Raw genomic sequence first — 17,827 nt, forward strand, 5'->3', positions numbered from 1 at the left:
CAGCGAGCCCCGCAGGTGGCACGCTTGACCCATGCCCTCCCGCCCCCGCCGCAGCGTCACCCGCATGACGCTCGATGAGGCCGAGCGCATCGTCGCCCTCGACCGCGACGGCACGCTCGACCGGAGCGAGCCCGCCGTCGACAAGGTCGTCTACGAGGCGCACCGGGTCATGCAGCGCGCGGCGATCTGGGGTTCTGGCCCGGGCCACCCGTCGCGCCGCCGCTTCGCCTTCCTGTTCGTCGGAGTGGCCGTCTTCTTCGCGGCGTGGATCGCCGGACTCCTCGTCCCGCTCGTCGTGGGGAGCTGATCGGAGTGGCACCGGCCCGCCCGCTGTACCGCCTCGAGTTCCTGCTCGTGATCCTCGCGGTGGTCGGCATCGTCGCCGCCATCGGCGTCACGCACGACCGGGCCACGTCGACGCAGCTGTCGCACGGGGCCGCGAGCTCGCCGCCGTGGCCGGCCCCGACGGGTGATCGCCAGCAAAAATTGAGCGCCGCCGCCGACCTGCCGAACGTCTACGGCGCGAAGCTGGCCGAGCACGTCCACACGCACCTCACGATCACCGTCGACGGCGTGCCCCAGGCCGTCGCCGCGCAGATCGGGCTCGACGAGAGCCACGGCTACGCGACGTCGCTCCACACGCACGACACGTCGGGCATCATCCACGTCGAGTCGCCAGAGCGCCGCGACTTCACCCTCGGTCAGTTCTTCACCGAGTGGGACGTCCGGCTCGACGCCCGCCACATCGGCTCCGAGGGCGGCGACATCGGCGAGATCCTGACGGTGTTCGTCGACGGCCATCGGCGGGCCGGCGATCCCTCGTCGATCGTGCTGCGGAACCTCGACGACATCGACCTCGTCATCCACGCGGCAGGAACTCGCGCGCAGCCCGCTCCGGCCTTCGACTGGCCGGGCAACTACCGCTAGGCGGGCTCCCCCGCCCCGGCGGCGTCCTTCGCGCCGTCCTCTGCGTCGTGCTCGCCCTCGGCGCGAGCGTGCGCGCGCTGCATCGCCTCGCCGTGCTCCGTCTTGCCCTCGGCGATCAGATCGTCGTCGCCGGTCACCATGCCGATCGACTCGCGCACACGGCCTCGGACCGACGCGACCACGTCGGCGGCCGAGGGATCGAACATCTCGCCGGCCTCGCCTTCGCCTTCATGACGGAACACCCGGAGCACGCCGCCCTCGTCGTACTCGATGGGCTGCTCGGCGTGCTCCACGCACAGCTTCGCGACCTCCTCGGCGTGGGCGTACATGACCGAGTGGGCGGCCCCGGGGATCTCCCACAGACGCGACGACGGCAGGAGCTCGCCGACCCGGCGCACCCAGTCGCTCGGAGCGACCGCGTCGAACTCGCCGCGGATCACGAGCGTGTCGGCCTTCACGTGCGGGAGCGCGCGCTCCATCGGGAATGTCATCATCTTCGGCAGGATCCGCGAGAACCACTTCATGCCGCAGAACAGGTAGGCCGAGAACGCGAGCGCCTTCACGCGGCCGGGCTCGTGGACAGCGGCCTGGGTGAATCGGAGGCCCTGCTTGAGGAGGACGCGCTCAGCCGGGTTGATGACCGGCCCGATCAGGACGACGGTCGAGATCTCAGGACGCCTCGCGACGAGATCGGTCACCACCTGCGTGCCCATGGAGTGGCCCACGATCACCGGATCGACGAGCTCGAGCTCGTCGATGACCTTTCCGACGAGGTCGGCGTACTGGCGGATCGTCATGGCGTCTTCCGGGTGCGGAACGCCCGCGAATCCCGGAAGGTCGACCGCGTAGACAGGGCCGAACTCGTTCAGGTTCGGGGCGAGCCTCTCGAAGTAGTTGCTCGCGACGCCGATACCCGGGACCAGCACGAACGGCCGGACCCCCTTGTCGCCGATCGACGACACGCGCACGTAGACGTCGCCGGCTTGGACGCGCTTGACGCTGACGGTGGTGTCGGATCCCTTGACCATCGGGCCAGTCTGCCAGCGCCGGGAAGAAAGTTTCAGTCGGGGCTTGCTTAACGAACTATCACGATATATCTTTGAGCTATCGCCCGGCAGGAACGCCCGGCGGTCCACCGAACTTGCAGAGCCCGACAGCGTCGCCCTCTGCACCTACCGAAAGAAGTACTCCATGAACACGCACGATTTCTTTGAGAAAGACACAACCCGTACCCACCACGAGCGTCCCGAGTTCGGCCCCTTCCGAGGCCGCGGCCGCGGCTTCGGTCCCGGCATGGGCGGCTTCGGTGCCGCAGCCGGCGCCATGGGCCCCGGCTTCCCGTTCGGCGGCCCCGGCATGGGCTTCGGCCCGGGCCGAGGCGGCCGCGGCCGCGCTCGCAAGGGCGACGTCCGGCTCGCGATCCTGTCGCTCCTCGGTGACGCCCCCGCGAACGGCTACGGACTGATGAAGTCCATCGCCGAGCGCACCGAAGGCGCCTGGCGTCCCAGCCCGGGCTCGGTCTACCCGACCCTGCAGCAGCTCGTCGACGAGGGCCTCATCGCCGTCACCGGCGAAGGCCGTCAGTCGATGTACCAGCTCACCGACGAAGGCACCGCCTACGTCGCCGAGCACGGCGACGAGATCGCCAAGGCGTGGGGCGAGGCCACCGAGGCCGACCCCCGCCACGACGAGTTCATCGGCTCGGCCATCAAGCTCGCCGGCGTCATCAAGCAGTTCGCCTTCGACGCCACCCCCGAGCAGCGCAGTGCCGGCAAGGACAAGCTCGACGAGCTGCGCCGGGCGCTCTATTCGATTCTGGCCGACTAGCTCCGTCTCTCACCGGATGGCCCTCGTGCTCCGCGCGGGGGCCATGCGGCGTCGGCGGAGCTAGTGGTGCCTTATGGCGGCTGCGCCGCGGGCTCCGTCTCTCACCGGATGGCCCTCGTGTTCCGCGCGGGGGCCATGCGGCGTCGGCGGAACAAGTGGTGCCCTCTGGCGGCTCCGCCGCAGGGGCCATGCGGCGTCGGGGGTGATTGCTTGGACGGCGGTTGGGCTGCACGGGAGTTCCTGCGCAGGAGGGGGTCAGTGGCCGGCGCCGAGGTTGCCGGCAAGGCGACCGTGGAACGCCCGGGAGGCGTCGTTCATACCGCGGATCTCGACCGTCTTCGCGTGCGCCCGGTACTTGGTCTCGATGGCGTCGAGGGCAGCGACGGTGGAGGCGTCCCACACGTGAGAACGGGCCATGTCGATGACGATCCCGTCTGGATCCCCGTCGTAGTCGAACTGGGTCGTGAGGTCGTTGCTGGAGGCGAAGAAGAGCTCCCCGTCGACGGTGTAGATGGCGCGCCGGGTGCCGTCGGCGTGAGTCTCGATGCTGCGGGTGACGCTCGCGAAGCGCGAGACCCGTTTCGCGAAGACGACCATGGCTGCGATCACCCCGACGATGACGCCGATCGCGAGGTTGTCGGTGGCGACGACGACCACCACCGTGAGGACCATGACGATGGTCTCGCCGACGGGCATCCGCCTCAGGGTCGACGGCTTCACGCTGTGCCAGTCGAAGGTGCCGACCGAGACCATCACCATGACGGCGACCAGAGCGGCCATCGGAATGACGGCAACGACGTCACCCAATCCGACGACGAGAACCAGGAGGAAGACGCCGGCGAGGAAGGTGGAGATGCGGGTGCGGGCACCCGAGGCCTTGACGTTGATCATCGTCTGGCCGATCATCGCGCAGCCGCCCATTCCGCCCAGGAATCCTGAGCAGATGTTCGCGATGCCCTGCCCGAGTGCTTCACGGGTCTTCCGGGATCCCGTGTCGGTGACCTCGTCGACGAGTTTCGCGGTCATCAGCGATTCGAGGAGCCCCACGAGTGCCATCGCGAACGCGTAGGGGGCGATGATCGTCAACGTCTCGAAGGTGAGGGGGACGTGCGGGACGAACAGGGTCGGGAGACTGTCCGGGAGCTTCCCCTCATCGCCCACGCGCGGGATCGCGATCGATCCGAGAACCGTGACGACGGTAACGAGGACGATCGCGACCAGCGGCGCGGGGATCGCCTTCGTCAGGCGGGGCAGGAGAACGATGACCGCGATCCCGGCGGCGGTCATCGGCCACACGATCCACGACACTCCGATGATGTTCGGAAGCTGCGCGGTGAAGATGAGGATGGCCAGCGCATTGACGAATCCGACCATCACGGAGCGCGGTACGAAGCGCATGAGCTTTGCTGCTCCCACGCCGCCGAGGACGAGTTGGAAGACGCCGCCCAGGATGACCGTCGCGATGAGGTAGTCCAGACCGTGGTGGTTCATCACCGGGGCGACGACGAGGGCGATCGCTCCCGTGGCGCCGGAGATCATGGCGGCGCGCCCGCCGACGATCGAGATGACGACCGCCATCACGAACGCGGAGAACAACCCCACGCGCGGATCGACGCCCGCGATGATCGAGAACGAGATCGCCTCCGGGATCAAGGCCAGGGCGACGACGAGACCCGCCAGGGCTTCGCGTGTCAGAAGACGCGGATTCTTCAACGCGCTGAGGACGCTGGGGCTGGTGTGCACGGGCACAGGCACGGACGCGGTCGTGGTCAAAGGGAGTCTCTCCTTGCGATGGGGTGCGGGCGCTGCGCCCGCGATGGTGTCGTTCGCGTGGCGCGCGTCTACGCGCACCCCGCACCGAGGGGTGCGGAAACTCAGAGACCGGCCTCAAGCAGCCGGCGTGCAACCCTTCCGCGGCGGTAGGGTTGGTCTGCGGCCAACCCTACCGTCGCGGAAAGGTTGGTGTCCACCGGGTCGAGGTCGCAGCGAGTCGACCGAGCAGTGCACGGGAACTCGGGGGAACTACGATCAGTCCCGCACGACCGCACGGTGCAGAGGAGGACATGTGGACGACGCCGACGCCGGTTCGACGATGCACATCGGCGAACTCGCCGAACGCACCGGCCTCTCCACGAGGACGGTCCGTCACTACGACGATGTCGGCCTGCTCCATCCCACGGGCCGCAGCGACGGAGGATTCCGGCTCTACACCGCCGACGACCTCGAGCGGCTCCTGATCATCCGGCGCATGAAACCCCTCGGGTTCGCACTCGAGGAGATGGCGGACGTTCTCGACGTCATCGATCGGATCACCGCCGCACGGACACCGGAGACACGAGCGGCGATTCAGGCTGAGCTCGATGCCTACATCGCCGATACGAGACTCCGACGGGCCAATCTCCAGCGAAACCTCGAATGGGCAGACGAGTTCCTGGCCATCCTGGAGCGGCACTGACGCCGATCGGCGTGGCGATTGCCGCGACTGCGTGTCAGCCGGTCATCTCCGAGCTGCTCATCGGATCGACTGAGGGTCAGCTCTGCGAGACGAATTCGATCTCAGGCGCAATGCCGTCGGCAAGCAGGAAGTAGCCCAGGAACACCACGGGCTCGTTCCGGGTGTCGAACTTCGAGACCACGGTCCCGGCGGGTTCGTAGAAGACATCGCCGGCCCGCAGGACCGACTCCGGCTCGGAACCGATCTGGAAGGTGACAGAGCCGCTCTCGATCGTGCCGAAGACCGGCCCGTTATGCATGTGAGCTCCGCCGGCAGTGAAGGCCTCGATCGATATGCGTCGCACCTCGACGCGCGAGACGCTCATCACAGAACCGAGGTCCTGTTCCATCAGCGTCGATCGGGAGACAGGCGAGTCAGTCATGGCCGTAGCCTGCCACGGGCTGCTCGGTCATCGACTGACGTGCCCCACGGTCGAGAGCCTTTGCTGTACCAACGGTCGGAGTACGGCTCGTCGTTGAACGCGTCGACGGACTCGAAGCCGAGGCGTTCGTACAGGGCGCACGCCTCTCCGAGTTCGGCGCGGGTATCGAGCCGGACAGTGCTTATCCCCCGTTCCCTGCACGCCTCCTCGGCAGCTCGCAGGAGACGTGAGCCGACTCCTCTCCCCCGGTGAGCCGGCAGCGTGAAGACCTTCGTCAATTCCGCCACTCCGGCCGTGAACTGCACGCCGACACAGCCGATCGGCTGGTCGTCCTCAGTAGCGAGGAAGAGCACCCCCGCGTCTCCGTCGAGGTCGTCGCAGGGCTCGTCGAGCAGGGCTTGATCGACCTCCCGAGCCGTTGCCGGCCGATTGAACCATCGAGACGCGACGTCGAGCATGTAGGCCCGCACGATCGTCGATGCCGCAGGCGCATCGGGGGAAACGGGCTCGATCATGACCATGGCAGGAGCCTAGGGCTCCGATGGACGAGGGCACGAGCGAAGGCGGCAGCGCGATCGTGACCGCAGTCGCACTCAGGCGACGCGGAGTGGCCGCACGGTGGAATCGAGATGATGGCGGCGATCCGCAGAGGCGCTCTCGTTCAGTCGTGCTGCCAGGCGGAGCGCGGCGCGCGCACGCCACGTCGCGATCGCAGCTTCGTGTGCTGATGCCGACTGACGATGGGACAGCTCTACGATGGGAATTCGGTCCGTCGCGCGCGGTGTCTCGATCTCTCTGAGGGGAATGTCGCGGCTCGGGCGAACGATGGTCATGCTGAGGGGGAGCGTCGTGGTGCGTCGGAAGAGAGATCGATTCGTAGCGGACGGAGCGCCTGCGCCTCGTCACGCCCGACGGATCATCGCTGCCGGAGTGGCGATTTCGATGTCGGCTGCAGCGCTGGTCGGCATCGGCGCATTCGCAGGATCAGCGAAGACCGCGACGCCTGACGCCTCTGCCGTGACGCTCGCCGCCCTCAGCTCGAAGGTGTCACCGCTGAAGATCACCAAGGTCACCGCCACCTCGACCGGCACGTCCGTGCGCACCACCCTGAAGATCACGAACAGCTCCTCCGTGCGGAAGCCGGCTCTCCACGCCTGGCTCTACCTGGCCGCAGGCACCGAGAAGTACACGCTCGGCCAGGTCACCGTGAAGTCACTCGCGGGGGGCGCGAACACGACGGTCCGCGCGATCCACCGTGCTCCTGCCCGCGCGGCGAAAGGGAAGTACGCGGTCCTCGCCTGCACTGGCGTGTACTCGACGCAGAACTGCCGCGCGTCGGCGGCCAGTGTCAGGACCTCGCCCGCGACCCGGGCACGTCCCGACACGGGTGTGATGCTCGATGTCGCTCGGGCCTACTACCCGGTGGCGCTGATCAAGAAGTACATCGACCTCCTCGCCGCGAACGGCGGCCGCTTTCTGCACCTGCACCTCACCGACGACCAGAACGTCGGAATCGAGAGCAGAGTCCTCGGCCAGACCCTCGCGAATGCCGATCTCGACGACGGCGTCTACACGAGTCGAGTGACCGGCCGTCCCTTTCTGAGCGCCGCGCAGGCGCGCGAGATCTCCGACTACTCAGCGAAGCGAGGCATCGCGCTGGTGCCCGAGATCGACACTCCCGGTCACATGGCTGCCGCATTCGCCCTTCTCGAGGCTCGACACGGCACCAAGTGGGTCGATCGCATACGTGCGGATGAAAGCGAGCTCGACACCTCGGTTCCGGGAAGTCTGGCGCTCGCGACCGAGCTGTACACGGAGGTGACGCGGACCTTCCCGTCCAGTCGCACCGTGCACATCGGCGGCGACGAATGGGGAGGCGGCGTCACCGCCGATCAACGCGTCAGATGGCTGAATGCGATGGCGGCCGCTGTCGGCAATCGTCAGGTGTGGGCGTGGAACGACGGGATCGACCGGACGGCGGTGAAGCGATTGGATCCGCGCGTCCGCGTCACCTACTGGAGCTTCGATGGAGATACCGAAGACGAGGCGGAGCGCCTTCAACGGAGAAAGCACCGGGCGAGCGCGAACGACCTCTCCGCGGCGGGGATCGACCTGCTCAACTACAACTCGTACTACCTCTACGAGGTGCCGAGCGATCTCGACGAGGCCGACAGCGCGTACACCGTCGCCGATCTCCGCACGAACTGGTCGCTCCGGACGTGGGACGGCGACTCCGGTTCGCTTCTTCCTGCTCCGATGTCGGGTGCGGCCGTGGCGATCTGGGGAGAGGACCTCGAGAACCCGCCCTCGGACGCTCTCCTGCGCTGGAGCACGCCGCACGTGGTCGCGATGATCGACACCGCGCGCTCCTGATTCTTCTCGTCGTCGAGAGCCGATCGCCGACATGCACGCCAGCCGTCGGCGAACATGGCGCGACAACCAGCTGACGCCGCCTATAGTAGCGGCGGGCTGACCGCCCGACCGCTTCCCCCAGACCCACAGGAGATCCCGATGGCTGCCGACTACGACGCCCCACGCAACGCCCCCGACACCGACGACAACGTCGTCTCCATCGACGCCCGAGCGACCAAGCCGACCGGCCTGACGGCCGACCTCGACGACGGCGACTCGGCCGACGGCTTCGAGCTCGAGGCCTCCATCGTCGACGAGGCGCTCGACGTCATCGTGCTGCCGATCCAGGAGCACGAGTTCACCTGCGTCGAGTGCTTCCTCGTCCGTCCGCGCATCCAGCTCGACCACGAGACGAAGCTCGGACCGGTGTGCATGGAGTGCGCCGCGCTCTAGATCGACAAACCGACGCCCTTTTCACCCCGGGCGGACACGACGCCTCCGCGGGTCTACCGTGCACCGCGTTGCTCCACGCAACATCCGAGGTGCAATGCGCGAAGGAGCACACATGTCGAGCACGACGGCAAGCCAGAGCAAGGGTCCGGTGACGAGCCTCGTCGCCGCCCGGATGGACCGTCTCCCCTGGACCAGGTTCCACTGGTCGATCATCGTCGGCCTCGGCATCTCGTGGGTGCTCGACGGTCTCGAGATCCAGATCGTGGCGTCGAACGGCTTCGCCCAGGAATTCAACATGTCCTCCGGGCAGGTCGGCGCACTCGGTACGACGTACCTGATCGGCCAGGTCGTCGGAGCCATCGTCTTCGGCCGGCTCTCCGACCGCCTGGGGCGCAAGAAGCTCTTCATCCTGACGCTGGTGATCTACCTGGTCGGATCGGGTGTCGCGGGCCTCTCGCCCGCCGTCTGGTTCCTGTTCGTCTTCCGATTCGTCGCCGGCCTCGGCATCGGCGGCGAGTACGCCGCCATCAACTCGGCGATCGACGAGCTGATCCCGGCCAAGTACCGCGGTCGCGTCGACATCGCCATCAACGGCACCTACTGGGGCGGTGCGGCTCTCGGAGCGGCGACCAACTACTTCTTCCTGAACCACGACATCTTCGCGGTCAATGTCGGCTGGCGCCTGGCGTTCTTCATCGGGCCGGTCCTCGGAATCCTGATCATCTTCCTCCGCCGCAACATCCCCGAGAGCCCCCGGTGGCTGATGACTCACGGCTTCCAGAAAGAGGCCGAGGCGACGGTCGACGACATCGAGTCGCGGGTGAAGCACGAGGGCGGCCACCTCGAAGACGTCGACCCGAAGCTCGCGATGGAGGTCAAGGCGACGGGCAGCATCCCGTTCCGGACGATCGCTCGGGTCCTGTTCAAGCAGTACCCGACCCGCACGCTCGTCGGCGCGACCATGATGATCACGCAGTCGTTCCTCTACAACGCGATCTTCTTCACCTACGCGCTCGTGCTCACGAACTTCTACGGCCTCAGCGACAGCGGCGCCCAGGTCTACTTCTTCCCGTTCGCGATCGGCAACCTGGTCGGGCCCCTCGTGCTCGGGCCGCTCTTCGACACCATCGGCCGCCGCAAGATGATCTTCAGCACGTACGTGATCTCTGGAGCAGTGCTCGCGGTGTCGGCGGCCCTCTTCAGCGCCGACCTCCTGACCGCGACGACGCAGACGATCTTCTGGTGCGTGGCGTTCTTCTTCGCGTCCGCCGGGGCGTCCAGCGCGTACCTGACCGTGTCCGAGATCTTCCCCCTCGAGATCCGCAGCCAGGCGATCTCGTACTTCTTCGCGCTCGCCCAGATCTTCGGCGCCCTTGCGCCGCTCATCTACGGCGTGCTCGTCGGCGACGGCACCGACCGCGGGCCGCTCACCGCGGGCTACTACCTGGGCGCGGCCATCATGATCATCGGAGGCGTCATCGCCCTGATCTTCGGGGTCAACGCCGAGCGACAGGGCCTGGAGTCGATCACCGAGCCCCTGTCCGTGGTGCGCAAGTAGCGCCGAACCCGCCGCTTCGGCTCAGCCCCTCGGGAGTTCCTGGGGGGCTGAGCCGTTTTCGCGGGCCTGAGCCGTCACCAGCGGCGTCTCTCCCGCGAGGTCGAGGCCGAGGTCGACGAGCACGACCCGCCCGGCGAGGCCCGACGCGGGCGCCAGCAGCAGCCCGGCCTTCACGGCGCCGAACGTCACGGTCACCAGCGCAGGAAGCACGGCTCCGGGCTCGGGCACCGACCCGTCGTCGCACCCGACGCCCGAGGGCAGATCCACCGCGACGACCGACGGCGCGCCCATCATCCGCGTGATCACGCGCGGGCGCACAGCCTCGACGACCTCCTCGGCCCGACCACGGAGCGCAGGATCTCCTCCGGACCCGATGCCGAGGATCCCGTCCACCACGACGTCCACCCCCTCGAGCAGCCCGTCGAACTCGGCCGAGCCGGGCACGGCCCCGCGCGCGTCGGCCGACGCGCCCGCAGCGACGGCGGCGGCGAGCCCGGCGTCGTGGACGCGCGAGCCCGTGGTCAGGATCCGCACGTCCGTGCCGTCGGCAGCGATGGACGCCGCGGCGAAGAGCGCATCGCCGCCGTTGTCTCCCGTTCCTGCGAGCACCAGGACCACGCCGGGTACGGATCCGCGGGTGCTCAGGACGGCGCGCACCTCGTCGGCGAGCGCGGCAGCGGCACGCCTCATCAGGGGTTCGCCCGCCTCGAGCAGGGGCGCCTCGGCCCGACGGACCTGCTCGGCGCTGTATCCCGGAGTCGTCATGCGGCCATGGTGGCACGGCGGACCCTCGGGAGTTGCGAGAATGGCCGGATGCGCGCAACGACTCCGAGCCCCTTCGACGGCACCGAGATCGCCTACGAGGTCTCGGGGGCGGGCGAGCCGCTCCTGCTCGTGCACGGGTCAGGGCTCTCGAAAGGCACGTGGCGGGGCCTCGGCTACCTGCGCGACCTCGAGAGCGACTTCACGGTGATCGCGCTCGACCTGCGGGGCCACGGCCGCAGCGGCAAGCCGCACGACGCGAGCGCGTACGTGCCGGCGGCGTTCGCCTCGGACGTCGACGCGGTGCTCGACGCGGCCGCGCTCGGACCGGTGCACTACGTCGGCTACTCCATCGGCGCGCGCATCGGCCTGCGGCTCGCGCTCGACGAGCCGGCGCGCTTCCTGACTCTGACCACCATCGGCGGCTCGTTCGGCGACATGCACGGTCGCATCTCGTCGACGTTCTTCCCGACGTGGCGCGATGCGCTCGACAGCGGAGGGATGGACGAGTTCCTGAGGCGGTGGGGCGCGTTCCGCGGGCGCGAGGTCGACCCGGCGACGGCTCAGGCGTTCCGGGCCAACGACCCGCTGGCGCTGCGCGCCTTCTTCGAGGCCGTCGAGGAGCAGCCCGAGATCACCGACGTCGAGACTGAGCGGATCACGGTGCCGAGCCTCCTGATCGCCGGCACGCACGACCACCCCCGCTACGAGCAGTCGCAGGCGGCGGCGAAGCGCATGCCGAGCGCCGCGTTCTTCGACCTGGTCGAGCAGGATCACAGCTCGTCGCTGCTGCCGGTCGACGAGGTCTCGGACCTGATCCGCACGTACGTCGAGGTGCAGCGGTCGCAGGTGCCCTAGGGCCGACGCCGACCGGCGTCGAAGCCCGATGCGCACGTCATCGGCACGGCCCGGGACGGCGGCGGCCGATCAGGCCGCTCTGAAGCCGCAGCTCAGCCGCGGCCGGTGGGGTCGGCGGCCACGCCAGCGCCGACGCCGCCGACGGGCGATCCGGCCCACGAGACCAGGGTCCAGCCCGCGTCGGGCGAGCCGTCGAGCGTGACGACGCCGGTGTTGCCGAGCTCGTGCCCGCGCAAGAAGGAGCCGTCTTCCGACAGCCCTCGCGTCGTCGCCCACACGCGGATGGCGGCACCGTGGCTGACGGCGGCCGCGACGGCGACGCCGCTCGCGGCGATCTCGGCCACGGCGTCGTCGTACCGGGCGAAGAACTCGTGTCCGCTCGGACCGCCGGGCAGCCGCACGTCGAGATGGCCCTCCGCCCAGCGGTGGACCGGGTCGATGTAGCCCTCGTACGCCTCCTGGTCGGCTCGGTCTTCGAGGTCGCCGGCCTCGACCTCGCGGAGTCCGTCGAGCGGCATCGGCTGGATGCCGAGGGCGGCGGCCAACGGCGCCATCGTCTCGTGGGTGCGCACGAGAGTCGACACGAAGAGCGCCTCGATGCCGGCGTCCTGAAGCGCCGACGGGAGCGCCGCCGCCTGCTCGCGCCCCAGCTCGGTCAGGCTCGGCCCGGGCGCCTTCGTGTCGAGGATCCCCCCGACGTTCGCAGTGGTCTGACCGTGGCGGATGAGGAGCAGGCGCATGCCTCTCAGCCTACGATGCGGCATTCTGGTCGGGATGACTTCTCTCACCGACCACATCGACTCGTTCTCCGCGTTCATCTCGGCATCGCCGTCGTCGTACCACGCGGCCGAGGAGGCCGCGGCGCGTCTCACGGCGGCCGGCTTCGAGCGTCTGGCCGAGGGCGACGCCTGGCCGACGTCGGCCGGTCGGCGCTTCGTCGTGCGCGACGGCGCCGTGATCGCCTGGGTGCAGCCGGAGGGGGCGACCGCGACGACGCCGTTCCGGATCGTCGGCGCGCACACCGACTCGCCCTCGTTCAAGCTCAAGCCGAACCCCGACACGGGCAGCTTCGGCTGGCAGCAGGCGGGCGTGGAGGTCTACGGCGGTCCGCTCTCGAACTCGTGGCTCGACCGAGACCTGGAGTTCGCCGGCCGCCTCGTCACCCGCGACGGCGCCGTCCACCTGGTGCGCACGGGGCCGGTCCTGCGCTTCCCGCAGCTGGCGATCCATCTCGACCGCGGGGTCAACGACGGGCTGAAGCTCGACCCGCAGCGTCACCTGCACCCGATCGTCGGCCTCGACTCGTCGGGCGGGCGCGGCGGCGACATCCTCGGCGCCCTCGCCGACATCGCGGGGGTCCGGGCCGACGAGGTGCTGGGCCACGACGTGCTCGTCGCCGACACGGCGGCACCGGCGCGCATCGGCTTCGACGGCGAGCTGCTCGCGGCCGGCCGCATGGACAACCTCTCGAGCGTGCACGCGGGGCTGACCGCCCTGATCGAGGGGGCGCAGGAACTCGCCGCCGCCGCCTCCATCTCCGTCCTGGCCGCCTTCGACCACGAGGAGGTGGGGTCGGCCAGCACGAGCGGTGCGAGCGGCCCGATCCTGGCCGACGTGCTCACGCGCATCTCCGCCGGCCTCGGTGCGACCGACAGCGATCGCTTCCGCGCGTTCTCGGCGTCGTGGTGCCTGTCGAGCGACGCCGGCCACGCGGTGCACCCGAACTACCCGGAGCGACACGACCCCGGCAACCTGCCGGTGCCGAACGGCGGGCCGCTGCTCAAGATCAACGCGAAGCAGCGCTACGCGACCGACGGCGTCGGCTCGGCCGAGTGGGCGCGGGCCTGCGAGCAGGCGGGCGTGCCGTTCCAGCCGTTCGTCTCGAACAACGCCGTGCCCTGCGGGTCGACCATCGGACCGCTCACCGCGACCCTCCTGGGCATCCGCACGATCGACGTCGGCGCTCCCCTGCTGTCGATGCACTCGGCTCGCGAGCTGGCCGGGGTCGACGACCTCCTCTCGCTCTCGCTCGCTGCGGGTGCGTTCCTCCACCCGCGCAGCGTCTAGCGGCTCCCACCGCCGCCGGTCAATCCCCGCGCCTCCGACTTGGCATGGACGGGTCGGTCTGCCACTATGCCTGGTATGAAGCGCTACGAGAACCCTCGGGGGATCGGTTCGGAACGCTCATGACCAGCAGCTACTCGAGTGATCCCCGCGTCCCGCCCGTGCGTGTCGAGCATCTCGGCAAGCACCATCGGTCGACGCCTCACGGACCGGTCGGCCTGCCCACTGCGGCGCCGGCTCCCGATCCGGGGCCCAGCTACGAGGACTTCCTCGAGCCTGACGACACCGGCGGCGAAGTCCCCGACAGGACCGGCTGAGCACGACCGGCTGAGCAAGACCGGCTGAGCCCTCGACGGGCCCTCGACGGTAGGCCAGGGTAGACATGTCGGTGCACGACGCAACACGATGTCGGCATCGAGCGAGGCGGCCGCGCCGGGTGGCGCCCGCACAGAAAGGCACGCCATGACCACGACGTCGAACAGCGACTACGACCCCTCCGTCCTGAAGGGGGTGTTCGAGAGCCGGTTCACGTACGCAGCGGGTGTCGAGCGCAACGTACACCGCTATGCGAGCCGCACGGCTCTCACCGACTCCGAGACGGGGCAGAGCTGGACCTACGCCGAGCTCGGCGAGGTCACCGGCCAGCTCGCCGCGGGCCTCGCGGACCGCGGCGTCGGCACGGGCGACGTGGTCTGCTACCAGCTCATGAACCGGCCCGAGTTCGCCTTCCTGTACGTCGCGACGCAGGGCCTCCGGGCGGTCGGGTCGCCCATGAACTTCCGGCTCGCCCCGGGCGAGACCGCCTTCATCCTCGACGACTCGAAGCCGCTGGTCTTCGTGTTCGAGGCGGCCGACGCCGCACTCATCGCGCAGGCGCTCGAGCTCGCCTCGCACCGGCCGAGCGTGCTGGTCGCCGTGGGCGACGCCGACGTCAGCGCGGTCGAGGGCGCGATCGGCTTCGACGAGCTGCTCGTCGAGGGGGCGCCGTCGTTCACCGCCCCCGCCGACGGCTCGACCTGGGACGAGACCACCCGCCTCTACACGTCGGGCACGACCGGCCGCCCGAAGGCCGTCCCGCTGTCGAGCCTCAACGAGGTGCTGACGGCGCACGACGTGATCATCAACATGTCGCTGACGCCCAAGGACAAGACGATGAACATGTCGCCATGGTTCCACCGCGGCGGCACCTACTGCGCTGGCCCGAACACGGTCTTCTACGTGGGCGCCGAGGCCGTGACGCTGCCGCGCTTCGATGCCGGGCTGGTCATGGACCTCGTCGAGCAGCAGGGCGTCACGTACGTGATCGGCGCCCCCACCAACCTCGAGCGGCTCGCCGACGAGCAGGAGGCCATGCCCCGCGATCTCTCGACCCTCAAGGGGATCGTCACGATGGGCGCCCCCTTCGAGCGGAACGCCGCCCTCCGCTACCAGAAGGTTCTGACGCCGAACATCTCGAACGGCTACGGCACGACCGAGGCGTTCTGGAACACCTTCCTGCCGGGCGACGAGCTGACCACCTACGCGGGCGCCGCCGGTCGCGCGTCGATCGACGACGACGTCGTGGTCGTGGCCGTCCGCAGCACCGGGCTCGGCGACCCGGCCGACCAGGTCGCGACCGACGGCAAGGAGATCGGGGAGGTCGCCGTCCGGAGCGTGAAGTCGGGCTACGCCTACCGAAACAACCCCGAGGAGGACGCCAAGAAGTTCCGCGACGGCTGGTTCTTCGCCGGCGACCTCGCCACCTGGAACGACGACGAGGTGATCACCGTCGTCGGCCGCAAAGACGACATGATCATCTCGGGCGGCGAGAACGTCCACCCGGTGCAGGTCGAGGAGCTCCTCGCGCAGCACGGCGGCGTCGCCGACTCGATCGTCTGCGGCCTGCCCGACACCGAGTGGGGCCAGATCGTCGTGGCCTACGTCGTCCGCCGAGACGGCCTCCCCGCCGACGACCAGGCCGCTGCCGATGAGCTCGAGGCGTACTGCCGCGCGTCGGCCGAGCTCGCCGACTTCAAGCGCCCGCGCTTCTACGCGTTCGTCGACGAGCTGCCGTACACCGCCACCGGCAAGAAGCAGCACTTCGTGATGCAGGACCGCTCGACGCGCGACTTCGCCGACGGCGAGTTCACCAAGCCGAAGCGGTAGCGCTCCCCCGGTGCCGTCCGGGCGTGGCCCAGGTGAGTCCTCCCGGCGTACCCCCGTGGTACCCCGGGACGATGCCGGGCGGCCGGGCTCTGCGTAGCTTCGTGAGCATGGAATCAGAGAGCACGGAGAAGACAGCATGATCATCGCAGACGGCCTCACCAAGCGGTACGGCGAGCGCGTGGCTCTCGACCACGTGTCGTTCGAAGTCCAGCCCGGCATGGTGACCGGCTTCCTCGGGCCGAACGGCGCCGGCAAGTCGACCACGATGCGTCTCATCGTCGGTCTCGACCGCGCCTCCGAGGGGGGCGTCACGGTCAACGGCAAGCGCTACGCCGATCACCGCGCCCCGCTCCGCGAGGTCGGCGTGCTCCTCGACGCGAAGGCCGTGCACCGCGGCCGCAGCGCCTACGACCACCTCCTCGCCATGGGCGCCACCCACGGCATCGGCGCCAAGCGCGTCAAGGAGGTCATCGCCCTCACCGGCCTCGAGTCGGTCGCGAAGAAGCGCGTCGGCGGCTTCTCGCTCGGCATGGGCCAGCGCCTCGGAATCGCCGCCGCCCTGCTCGGCGACCCGGCCACGCTGATCCTCGACGAGCCGGTCAACGGCCTCGACCCCGAGGGCGTCGTCTGGGTCCGCACCCTGGCACGGCACCTGGCCCGCGAGGGCCGCACCGTCTTCCTCTCGTCGCACCTGATGAGCGAGATGGCCCAGACCGCCGACCACATCATCGTGCTCGGCCGCGGCCGGGTCATCGCCGACGAGTCGGTCGAGACGATCCTCGCCCGAGCCAAAGGCGACGGAGTCCGCGTCCGCACCCCGCACGCCTCGTCCCTCACCCCACTCCTCCAGGGCCAGGGCATCACGGTCACCGGGACCGCGGCCGACCTCCTCGAGGTCCACGGCCTGCCGGCCTCCCGCATCGGCGAGCTCGCCGCCTCCTCCGGCGTCGTCCTGCACGAGCTGACCCCCCTCTCCGGCTCCCTCGAGGACGCCTACATGAGCCTCACCCAGGACGAGGTGGAGTACCGCGACACCTCGGTGCCTGACGCCGCCGCCGTCTCCACCGACACCCAGAAGGAGGCAGTCCGATGAGCACCGCGACCGCACCCGCCCGTCTCACCAGCCACGCGAGCCTCTCGCACCTCACCTTCGCCGGGCTCCTCCGCTCGGAGTGGATCAAGCTCCGCAGCCTCCGCTCGACGTTCTGGTGCTTCGCGCTGATCTTCGTGCTCAACATCGGGTTCGCTGCCCTCATCGCCGCGCAGGACCTCACCGGCGGCGCCTCCCAGGGCCCCGCCGATGCGGCTGCGGGCGAAGCCGGCATGAGCGCGGCGACCACGGCCGTGACGCTCGGCATCAACTTCACGGTCCTGATCGCCGCCGTCCTCGGTGCGCTCGTCATCACCGGCGAGTACGGCACCGGGATGATCAAGTCGACCTTCACGGCCGACCCGCGACGACTCGGAGCGCTCCTCGGCAAGGCCCTGGTGTTCGGCGTCGTCACGTTCATCGTCGGGCTCGTCTCCCTGATCGTCGCCTCGCTGGTCGCGACACCGCTCCTCGACTCGTCGAGCAACATCTCGATCGACTGGTCGGACGGCACGTTCTGGCTCGCCCTCGTCGGCGGCGCGGGCTTCCTCGCCCTGGCCGGGCTGATCTCGTACTTCCTGGGCGCGATCATCCGCTCGAGCGCCGGCGGCATCGCCGCCGGCATCGGACTCCTGTTCGTCGTCCCGATCGTGCTGTCGATCTTCACCGGCCTGACGAACGCCAAGTGGGCCGCCAACGTGGCCGCCTTCACGCCCTCGAACGCCGGCGGGCTCATGTACGGCTACGGCGCTGGCAAGGCCGGCATCACGGACGGAATCGTCTCGCTCGACCAGGGCCTGGGGTTCCTGGTCATGATCGGCTGGGTCGTCGTCACCGGCATCCTCGCCGTGATCCTGGTCAAGCGCCGCGACGCGTAGCGTCCGCTCCCCGAGATGGCCGCCGCCGTCGCCTCCC

Annotated in this window: 19 protein-coding genes; 13 read left to right on the top strand and 6 right to left on the bottom strand. The window is 69.3% G+C overall.

Translation table 11 applies throughout. The features are described 5' to 3' along the window. Window positions 1-31 precede the first annotated feature (31 nt). Both EDF46_RS18680 and EDF46_RS18685 read left to right on the top strand, forming a co-directional pair. The gene (locus EDF46_RS18680; protein ID WP_233579887.1) at window positions 32-307 is read left to right on the top strand and encodes a hypothetical protein; all 276 of its coding nucleotides are present in this window, start codon (window positions 32-34) and stop codon (window positions 305-307) included. 5 nt (window positions 308-312) lie between these two features. After that, a complete protein-coding gene (locus tag EDF46_RS18685) occupies window positions 313-927 on the top strand; it encodes a hypothetical protein (RefSeq protein ID WP_233579888.1) in 615 nt (204 codons plus the stop codon). Here the strand turns inward: EDF46_RS18685 and EDF46_RS18690 are convergent. Then, window positions 924-1,955 (bottom strand): alpha/beta fold hydrolase, encoded by a 1,032-nt coding sequence (locus EDF46_RS18690; protein ID WP_233579889.1) that lies wholly within the window; start codon window positions 1,953-1,955, stop codon window positions 924-926. The two genes, EDF46_RS18685 and EDF46_RS18690, sit on opposite strands and share 4 nt — an antisense overlap. Before the next feature lie 163 nt (window positions 1,956-2,118). Between EDF46_RS18690 and EDF46_RS05445 the strand changes: the two genes are divergently transcribed. Further along, complete coding sequence (locus tag EDF46_RS05445; protein WP_123505289.1) at window positions 2,119-2,754, top strand: PadR family transcriptional regulator; 636 nt, start codon at window positions 2,119-2,121, stop codon at window positions 2,752-2,754. Between the two features lie 255 nt (window positions 2,755-3,009). Here EDF46_RS05445 and EDF46_RS05450 read toward each other — a convergent pair whose 3' ends face one another. Further along, a complete protein-coding gene (locus EDF46_RS05450) occupies window positions 3,010-4,527 on the bottom strand; it encodes a SulP family inorganic anion transporter (protein WP_123505290.1) in 1,518 nt (505 codons plus the stop codon). Window positions 4,528-4,846: 319 nt separating this feature from the next. Between EDF46_RS05450 and EDF46_RS05455 the strand changes: the two genes are divergently transcribed. Next, complete coding sequence (locus EDF46_RS05455) at window positions 4,847-5,209, top strand: MerR family transcriptional regulator (RefSeq protein ID WP_123505880.1); 363 nt, start codon at window positions 4,847-4,849, stop codon at window positions 5,207-5,209. Between the two features lie 76 nt (window positions 5,210-5,285). Here the strand turns inward: EDF46_RS05455 and EDF46_RS05460 are convergent, their stop codons facing one another. Continuing rightward, the gene (locus EDF46_RS05460; RefSeq protein ID WP_158614160.1) at window positions 5,286-5,597 is read right to left on the bottom strand and encodes a cupin domain-containing protein; all 312 of its coding nucleotides are present in this window, start codon (window positions 5,595-5,597) and stop codon (window positions 5,286-5,288) included. 29 nt (window positions 5,598-5,626) lie between these two features. Further along, complete coding sequence (locus EDF46_RS05465; RefSeq protein ID WP_123505292.1) at window positions 5,627-6,151, bottom strand: GNAT family N-acetyltransferase; 525 nt, start codon at window positions 6,149-6,151, stop codon at window positions 5,627-5,629. A 421-nt stretch (window positions 6,152-6,572) separates the two neighbouring features. On the opposite strand from EDF46_RS05465, the gene EDF46_RS05470 reads away from it, so the two are divergent. From EDF46_RS05470 to EDF46_RS05480, 3 genes are all read left to right on the top strand, one after another. Further along, a complete protein-coding gene (locus EDF46_RS05470) occupies window positions 6,573-8,003 on the top strand; it encodes a family 20 glycosylhydrolase (protein WP_158614161.1) in 1,431 nt (476 codons plus the stop codon). A gap of 138 nt (window positions 8,004-8,141) precedes the next feature. Continuing rightward, window positions 8,142-8,435, top strand: coding sequence for a DUF4193 family protein (locus EDF46_RS05475; protein ID WP_199738217.1), 294 nt, complete (start codon window positions 8,142-8,144; stop codon window positions 8,433-8,435). Between the two features lie 112 nt (window positions 8,436-8,547). Beyond that, the gene (locus EDF46_RS05480) at window positions 8,548-9,993 is read left to right on the top strand and encodes an MFS transporter (RefSeq protein ID WP_233579890.1); all 1,446 of its coding nucleotides are present in this window, start codon (window positions 8,548-8,550) and stop codon (window positions 9,991-9,993) included. 21 nt (window positions 9,994-10,014) lie between these two features. Here EDF46_RS05480 and EDF46_RS05485 read toward each other — a convergent pair whose 3' ends face one another. Further along, a complete protein-coding gene (locus tag EDF46_RS05485) occupies window positions 10,015-10,758 on the bottom strand; it encodes an NAD(P)H-hydrate epimerase (RefSeq protein WP_123505294.1) in 744 nt (247 codons plus the stop codon). 48 nt (window positions 10,759-10,806) lie between these two features. Between EDF46_RS05485 and EDF46_RS05490 the strand changes: the two genes are divergently transcribed. Further along, entirely contained in the window at window positions 10,807-11,613 is an 807-nt protein-coding gene (locus EDF46_RS05490; protein WP_158614162.1) for an alpha/beta fold hydrolase, read from the top strand. A 92-nt stretch (window positions 11,614-11,705) separates the two neighbouring features. On the opposite strand, the gene EDF46_RS05495 is transcribed toward EDF46_RS05490, so the two are convergent. Then, window positions 11,706-12,353 (bottom strand): histidine phosphatase family protein, encoded by a 648-nt coding sequence (locus tag EDF46_RS05495; RefSeq protein WP_123505296.1) that lies wholly within the window; start codon window positions 12,351-12,353, stop codon window positions 11,706-11,708. Window positions 12,354-12,387: 34 nt separating this feature from the next. Here EDF46_RS05495 and EDF46_RS05500 point away from each other — a divergent pair, with 34 nt between their 5' ends. The 5 genes from EDF46_RS05500 to EDF46_RS05520 all read left to right on the top strand — a co-directional run bounded on the left by EDF46_RS05500 (window position 12,388) and on the right by EDF46_RS05520 (window position 17,790). Continuing rightward, window positions 12,388-13,680, top strand: coding sequence for a M18 family aminopeptidase (locus EDF46_RS05500; RefSeq protein WP_123505297.1), 1,293 nt, complete (start codon window positions 12,388-12,390; stop codon window positions 13,678-13,680). Between the two features lie 119 nt (window positions 13,681-13,799). Beyond that, a complete protein-coding gene (locus EDF46_RS05505; protein ID WP_123505298.1) occupies window positions 13,800-13,994 on the top strand; it encodes a hypothetical protein in 195 nt (64 codons plus the stop codon). Between the two features lie 145 nt (window positions 13,995-14,139). Next, a complete protein-coding gene (locus EDF46_RS05510) occupies window positions 14,140-15,822 on the top strand; it encodes a class I adenylate-forming enzyme family protein (protein WP_123505299.1) in 1,683 nt (560 codons plus the stop codon). A gap of 136 nt (window positions 15,823-15,958) precedes the next feature. Next, complete coding sequence (locus tag EDF46_RS05515; protein ID WP_123505300.1) at window positions 15,959-16,915, top strand: ABC transporter ATP-binding protein; 957 nt, start codon at window positions 15,959-15,961, stop codon at window positions 16,913-16,915. Then, window positions 16,912-17,790 carry an ABC transporter permease subunit gene (locus tag EDF46_RS05520; protein WP_123505301.1) on the top strand — a complete coding sequence of 293 codons (879 nt, stop codon included), beginning with the start codon at window positions 16,912-16,914 and terminating at the stop codon, window positions 17,788-17,790. The genes EDF46_RS05515 and EDF46_RS05520 overlap by 4 nt, the downstream gene beginning before the upstream one ends. Window positions 17,791-17,827 lie beyond the last annotated feature (37 nt).

The sequence above is a fragment of the Frondihabitans sp. PhB188 genome, from assembly GCF_003752365.1.
GTDB lineage: Bacteria > Actinomycetota > Actinomycetes > Actinomycetales > Microbacteriaceae > Frondihabitans.

Excerpts from the sequence above, each read along its gene's own strand:
- EDF46_RS18680 (WP_233579887.1), top strand. The coding sequence starts at position 32 with ATGCCCTCCCGCCCCCGCCGCAGCGTCACCCGCATGACGCTCGATGAG.
- EDF46_RS18690 (WP_233579889.1), bottom strand. The coding sequence starts at position 1,955 with ATGGTCAAGGGATCCGACACCACCGTCAGCGTCAAGCGCGTCCAAGCC.
- EDF46_RS05445 (WP_123505289.1), top strand. The coding sequence starts at position 2,119 with ATGAACACGCACGATTTCTTTGAGAAAGACACAACCCGTACCCACCAC.
- EDF46_RS05455 (WP_123505880.1), top strand. The coding sequence starts at position 4,847 with ATGCACATCGGCGAACTCGCCGAACGCACCGGCCTCTCCACGAGGACG.
- EDF46_RS05460 (WP_158614160.1), bottom strand. The coding sequence starts at position 5,597 with ATGGAACAGGACCTCGGTTCTGTGATGAGCGTCTCGCGCGTCGAGGTG.
- EDF46_RS05465 (WP_123505292.1), bottom strand. The coding sequence starts at position 6,151 with ATGGTCATGATCGAGCCCGTTTCCCCCGATGCGCCTGCGGCATCGACG.
- EDF46_RS05470 (WP_158614161.1), top strand. The coding sequence starts at position 6,573 with ATGTCGGCTGCAGCGCTGGTCGGCATCGGCGCATTCGCAGGATCAGCG.
- EDF46_RS05475 (WP_199738217.1), top strand. The coding sequence starts at position 8,142 with ATGGCTGCCGACTACGACGCCCCACGCAACGCCCCCGACACCGACGAC.
- EDF46_RS05480 (WP_233579890.1), top strand. The coding sequence starts at position 8,548 with ATGTCGAGCACGACGGCAAGCCAGAGCAAGGGTCCGGTGACGAGCCTC.
- EDF46_RS05485 (WP_123505294.1), bottom strand. The coding sequence starts at position 10,758 with ATGACGACTCCGGGATACAGCGCCGAGCAGGTCCGTCGGGCCGAGGCG.
- EDF46_RS05490 (WP_158614162.1), top strand. The coding sequence starts at position 10,807 with ATGCGCGCAACGACTCCGAGCCCCTTCGACGGCACCGAGATCGCCTAC.
- EDF46_RS05495 (WP_123505296.1), bottom strand. The coding sequence starts at position 12,353 with ATGCGCCTGCTCCTCATCCGCCACGGTCAGACCACTGCGAACGTCGGG.
- EDF46_RS05500 (WP_123505297.1), top strand. The coding sequence starts at position 12,388 with ATGACTTCTCTCACCGACCACATCGACTCGTTCTCCGCGTTCATCTCG.
- EDF46_RS05505 (WP_123505298.1), top strand. The coding sequence starts at position 13,800 with ATGACCAGCAGCTACTCGAGTGATCCCCGCGTCCCGCCCGTGCGTGTC.
- EDF46_RS05510 (WP_123505299.1), top strand. The coding sequence starts at position 14,140 with ATGACCACGACGTCGAACAGCGACTACGACCCCTCCGTCCTGAAGGGG.
- EDF46_RS05515 (WP_123505300.1), top strand. The coding sequence starts at position 15,959 with ATGATCATCGCAGACGGCCTCACCAAGCGGTACGGCGAGCGCGTGGCT.
- EDF46_RS05520 (WP_123505301.1), top strand. The coding sequence starts at position 16,912 with ATGAGCACCGCGACCGCACCCGCCCGTCTCACCAGCCACGCGAGCCTC.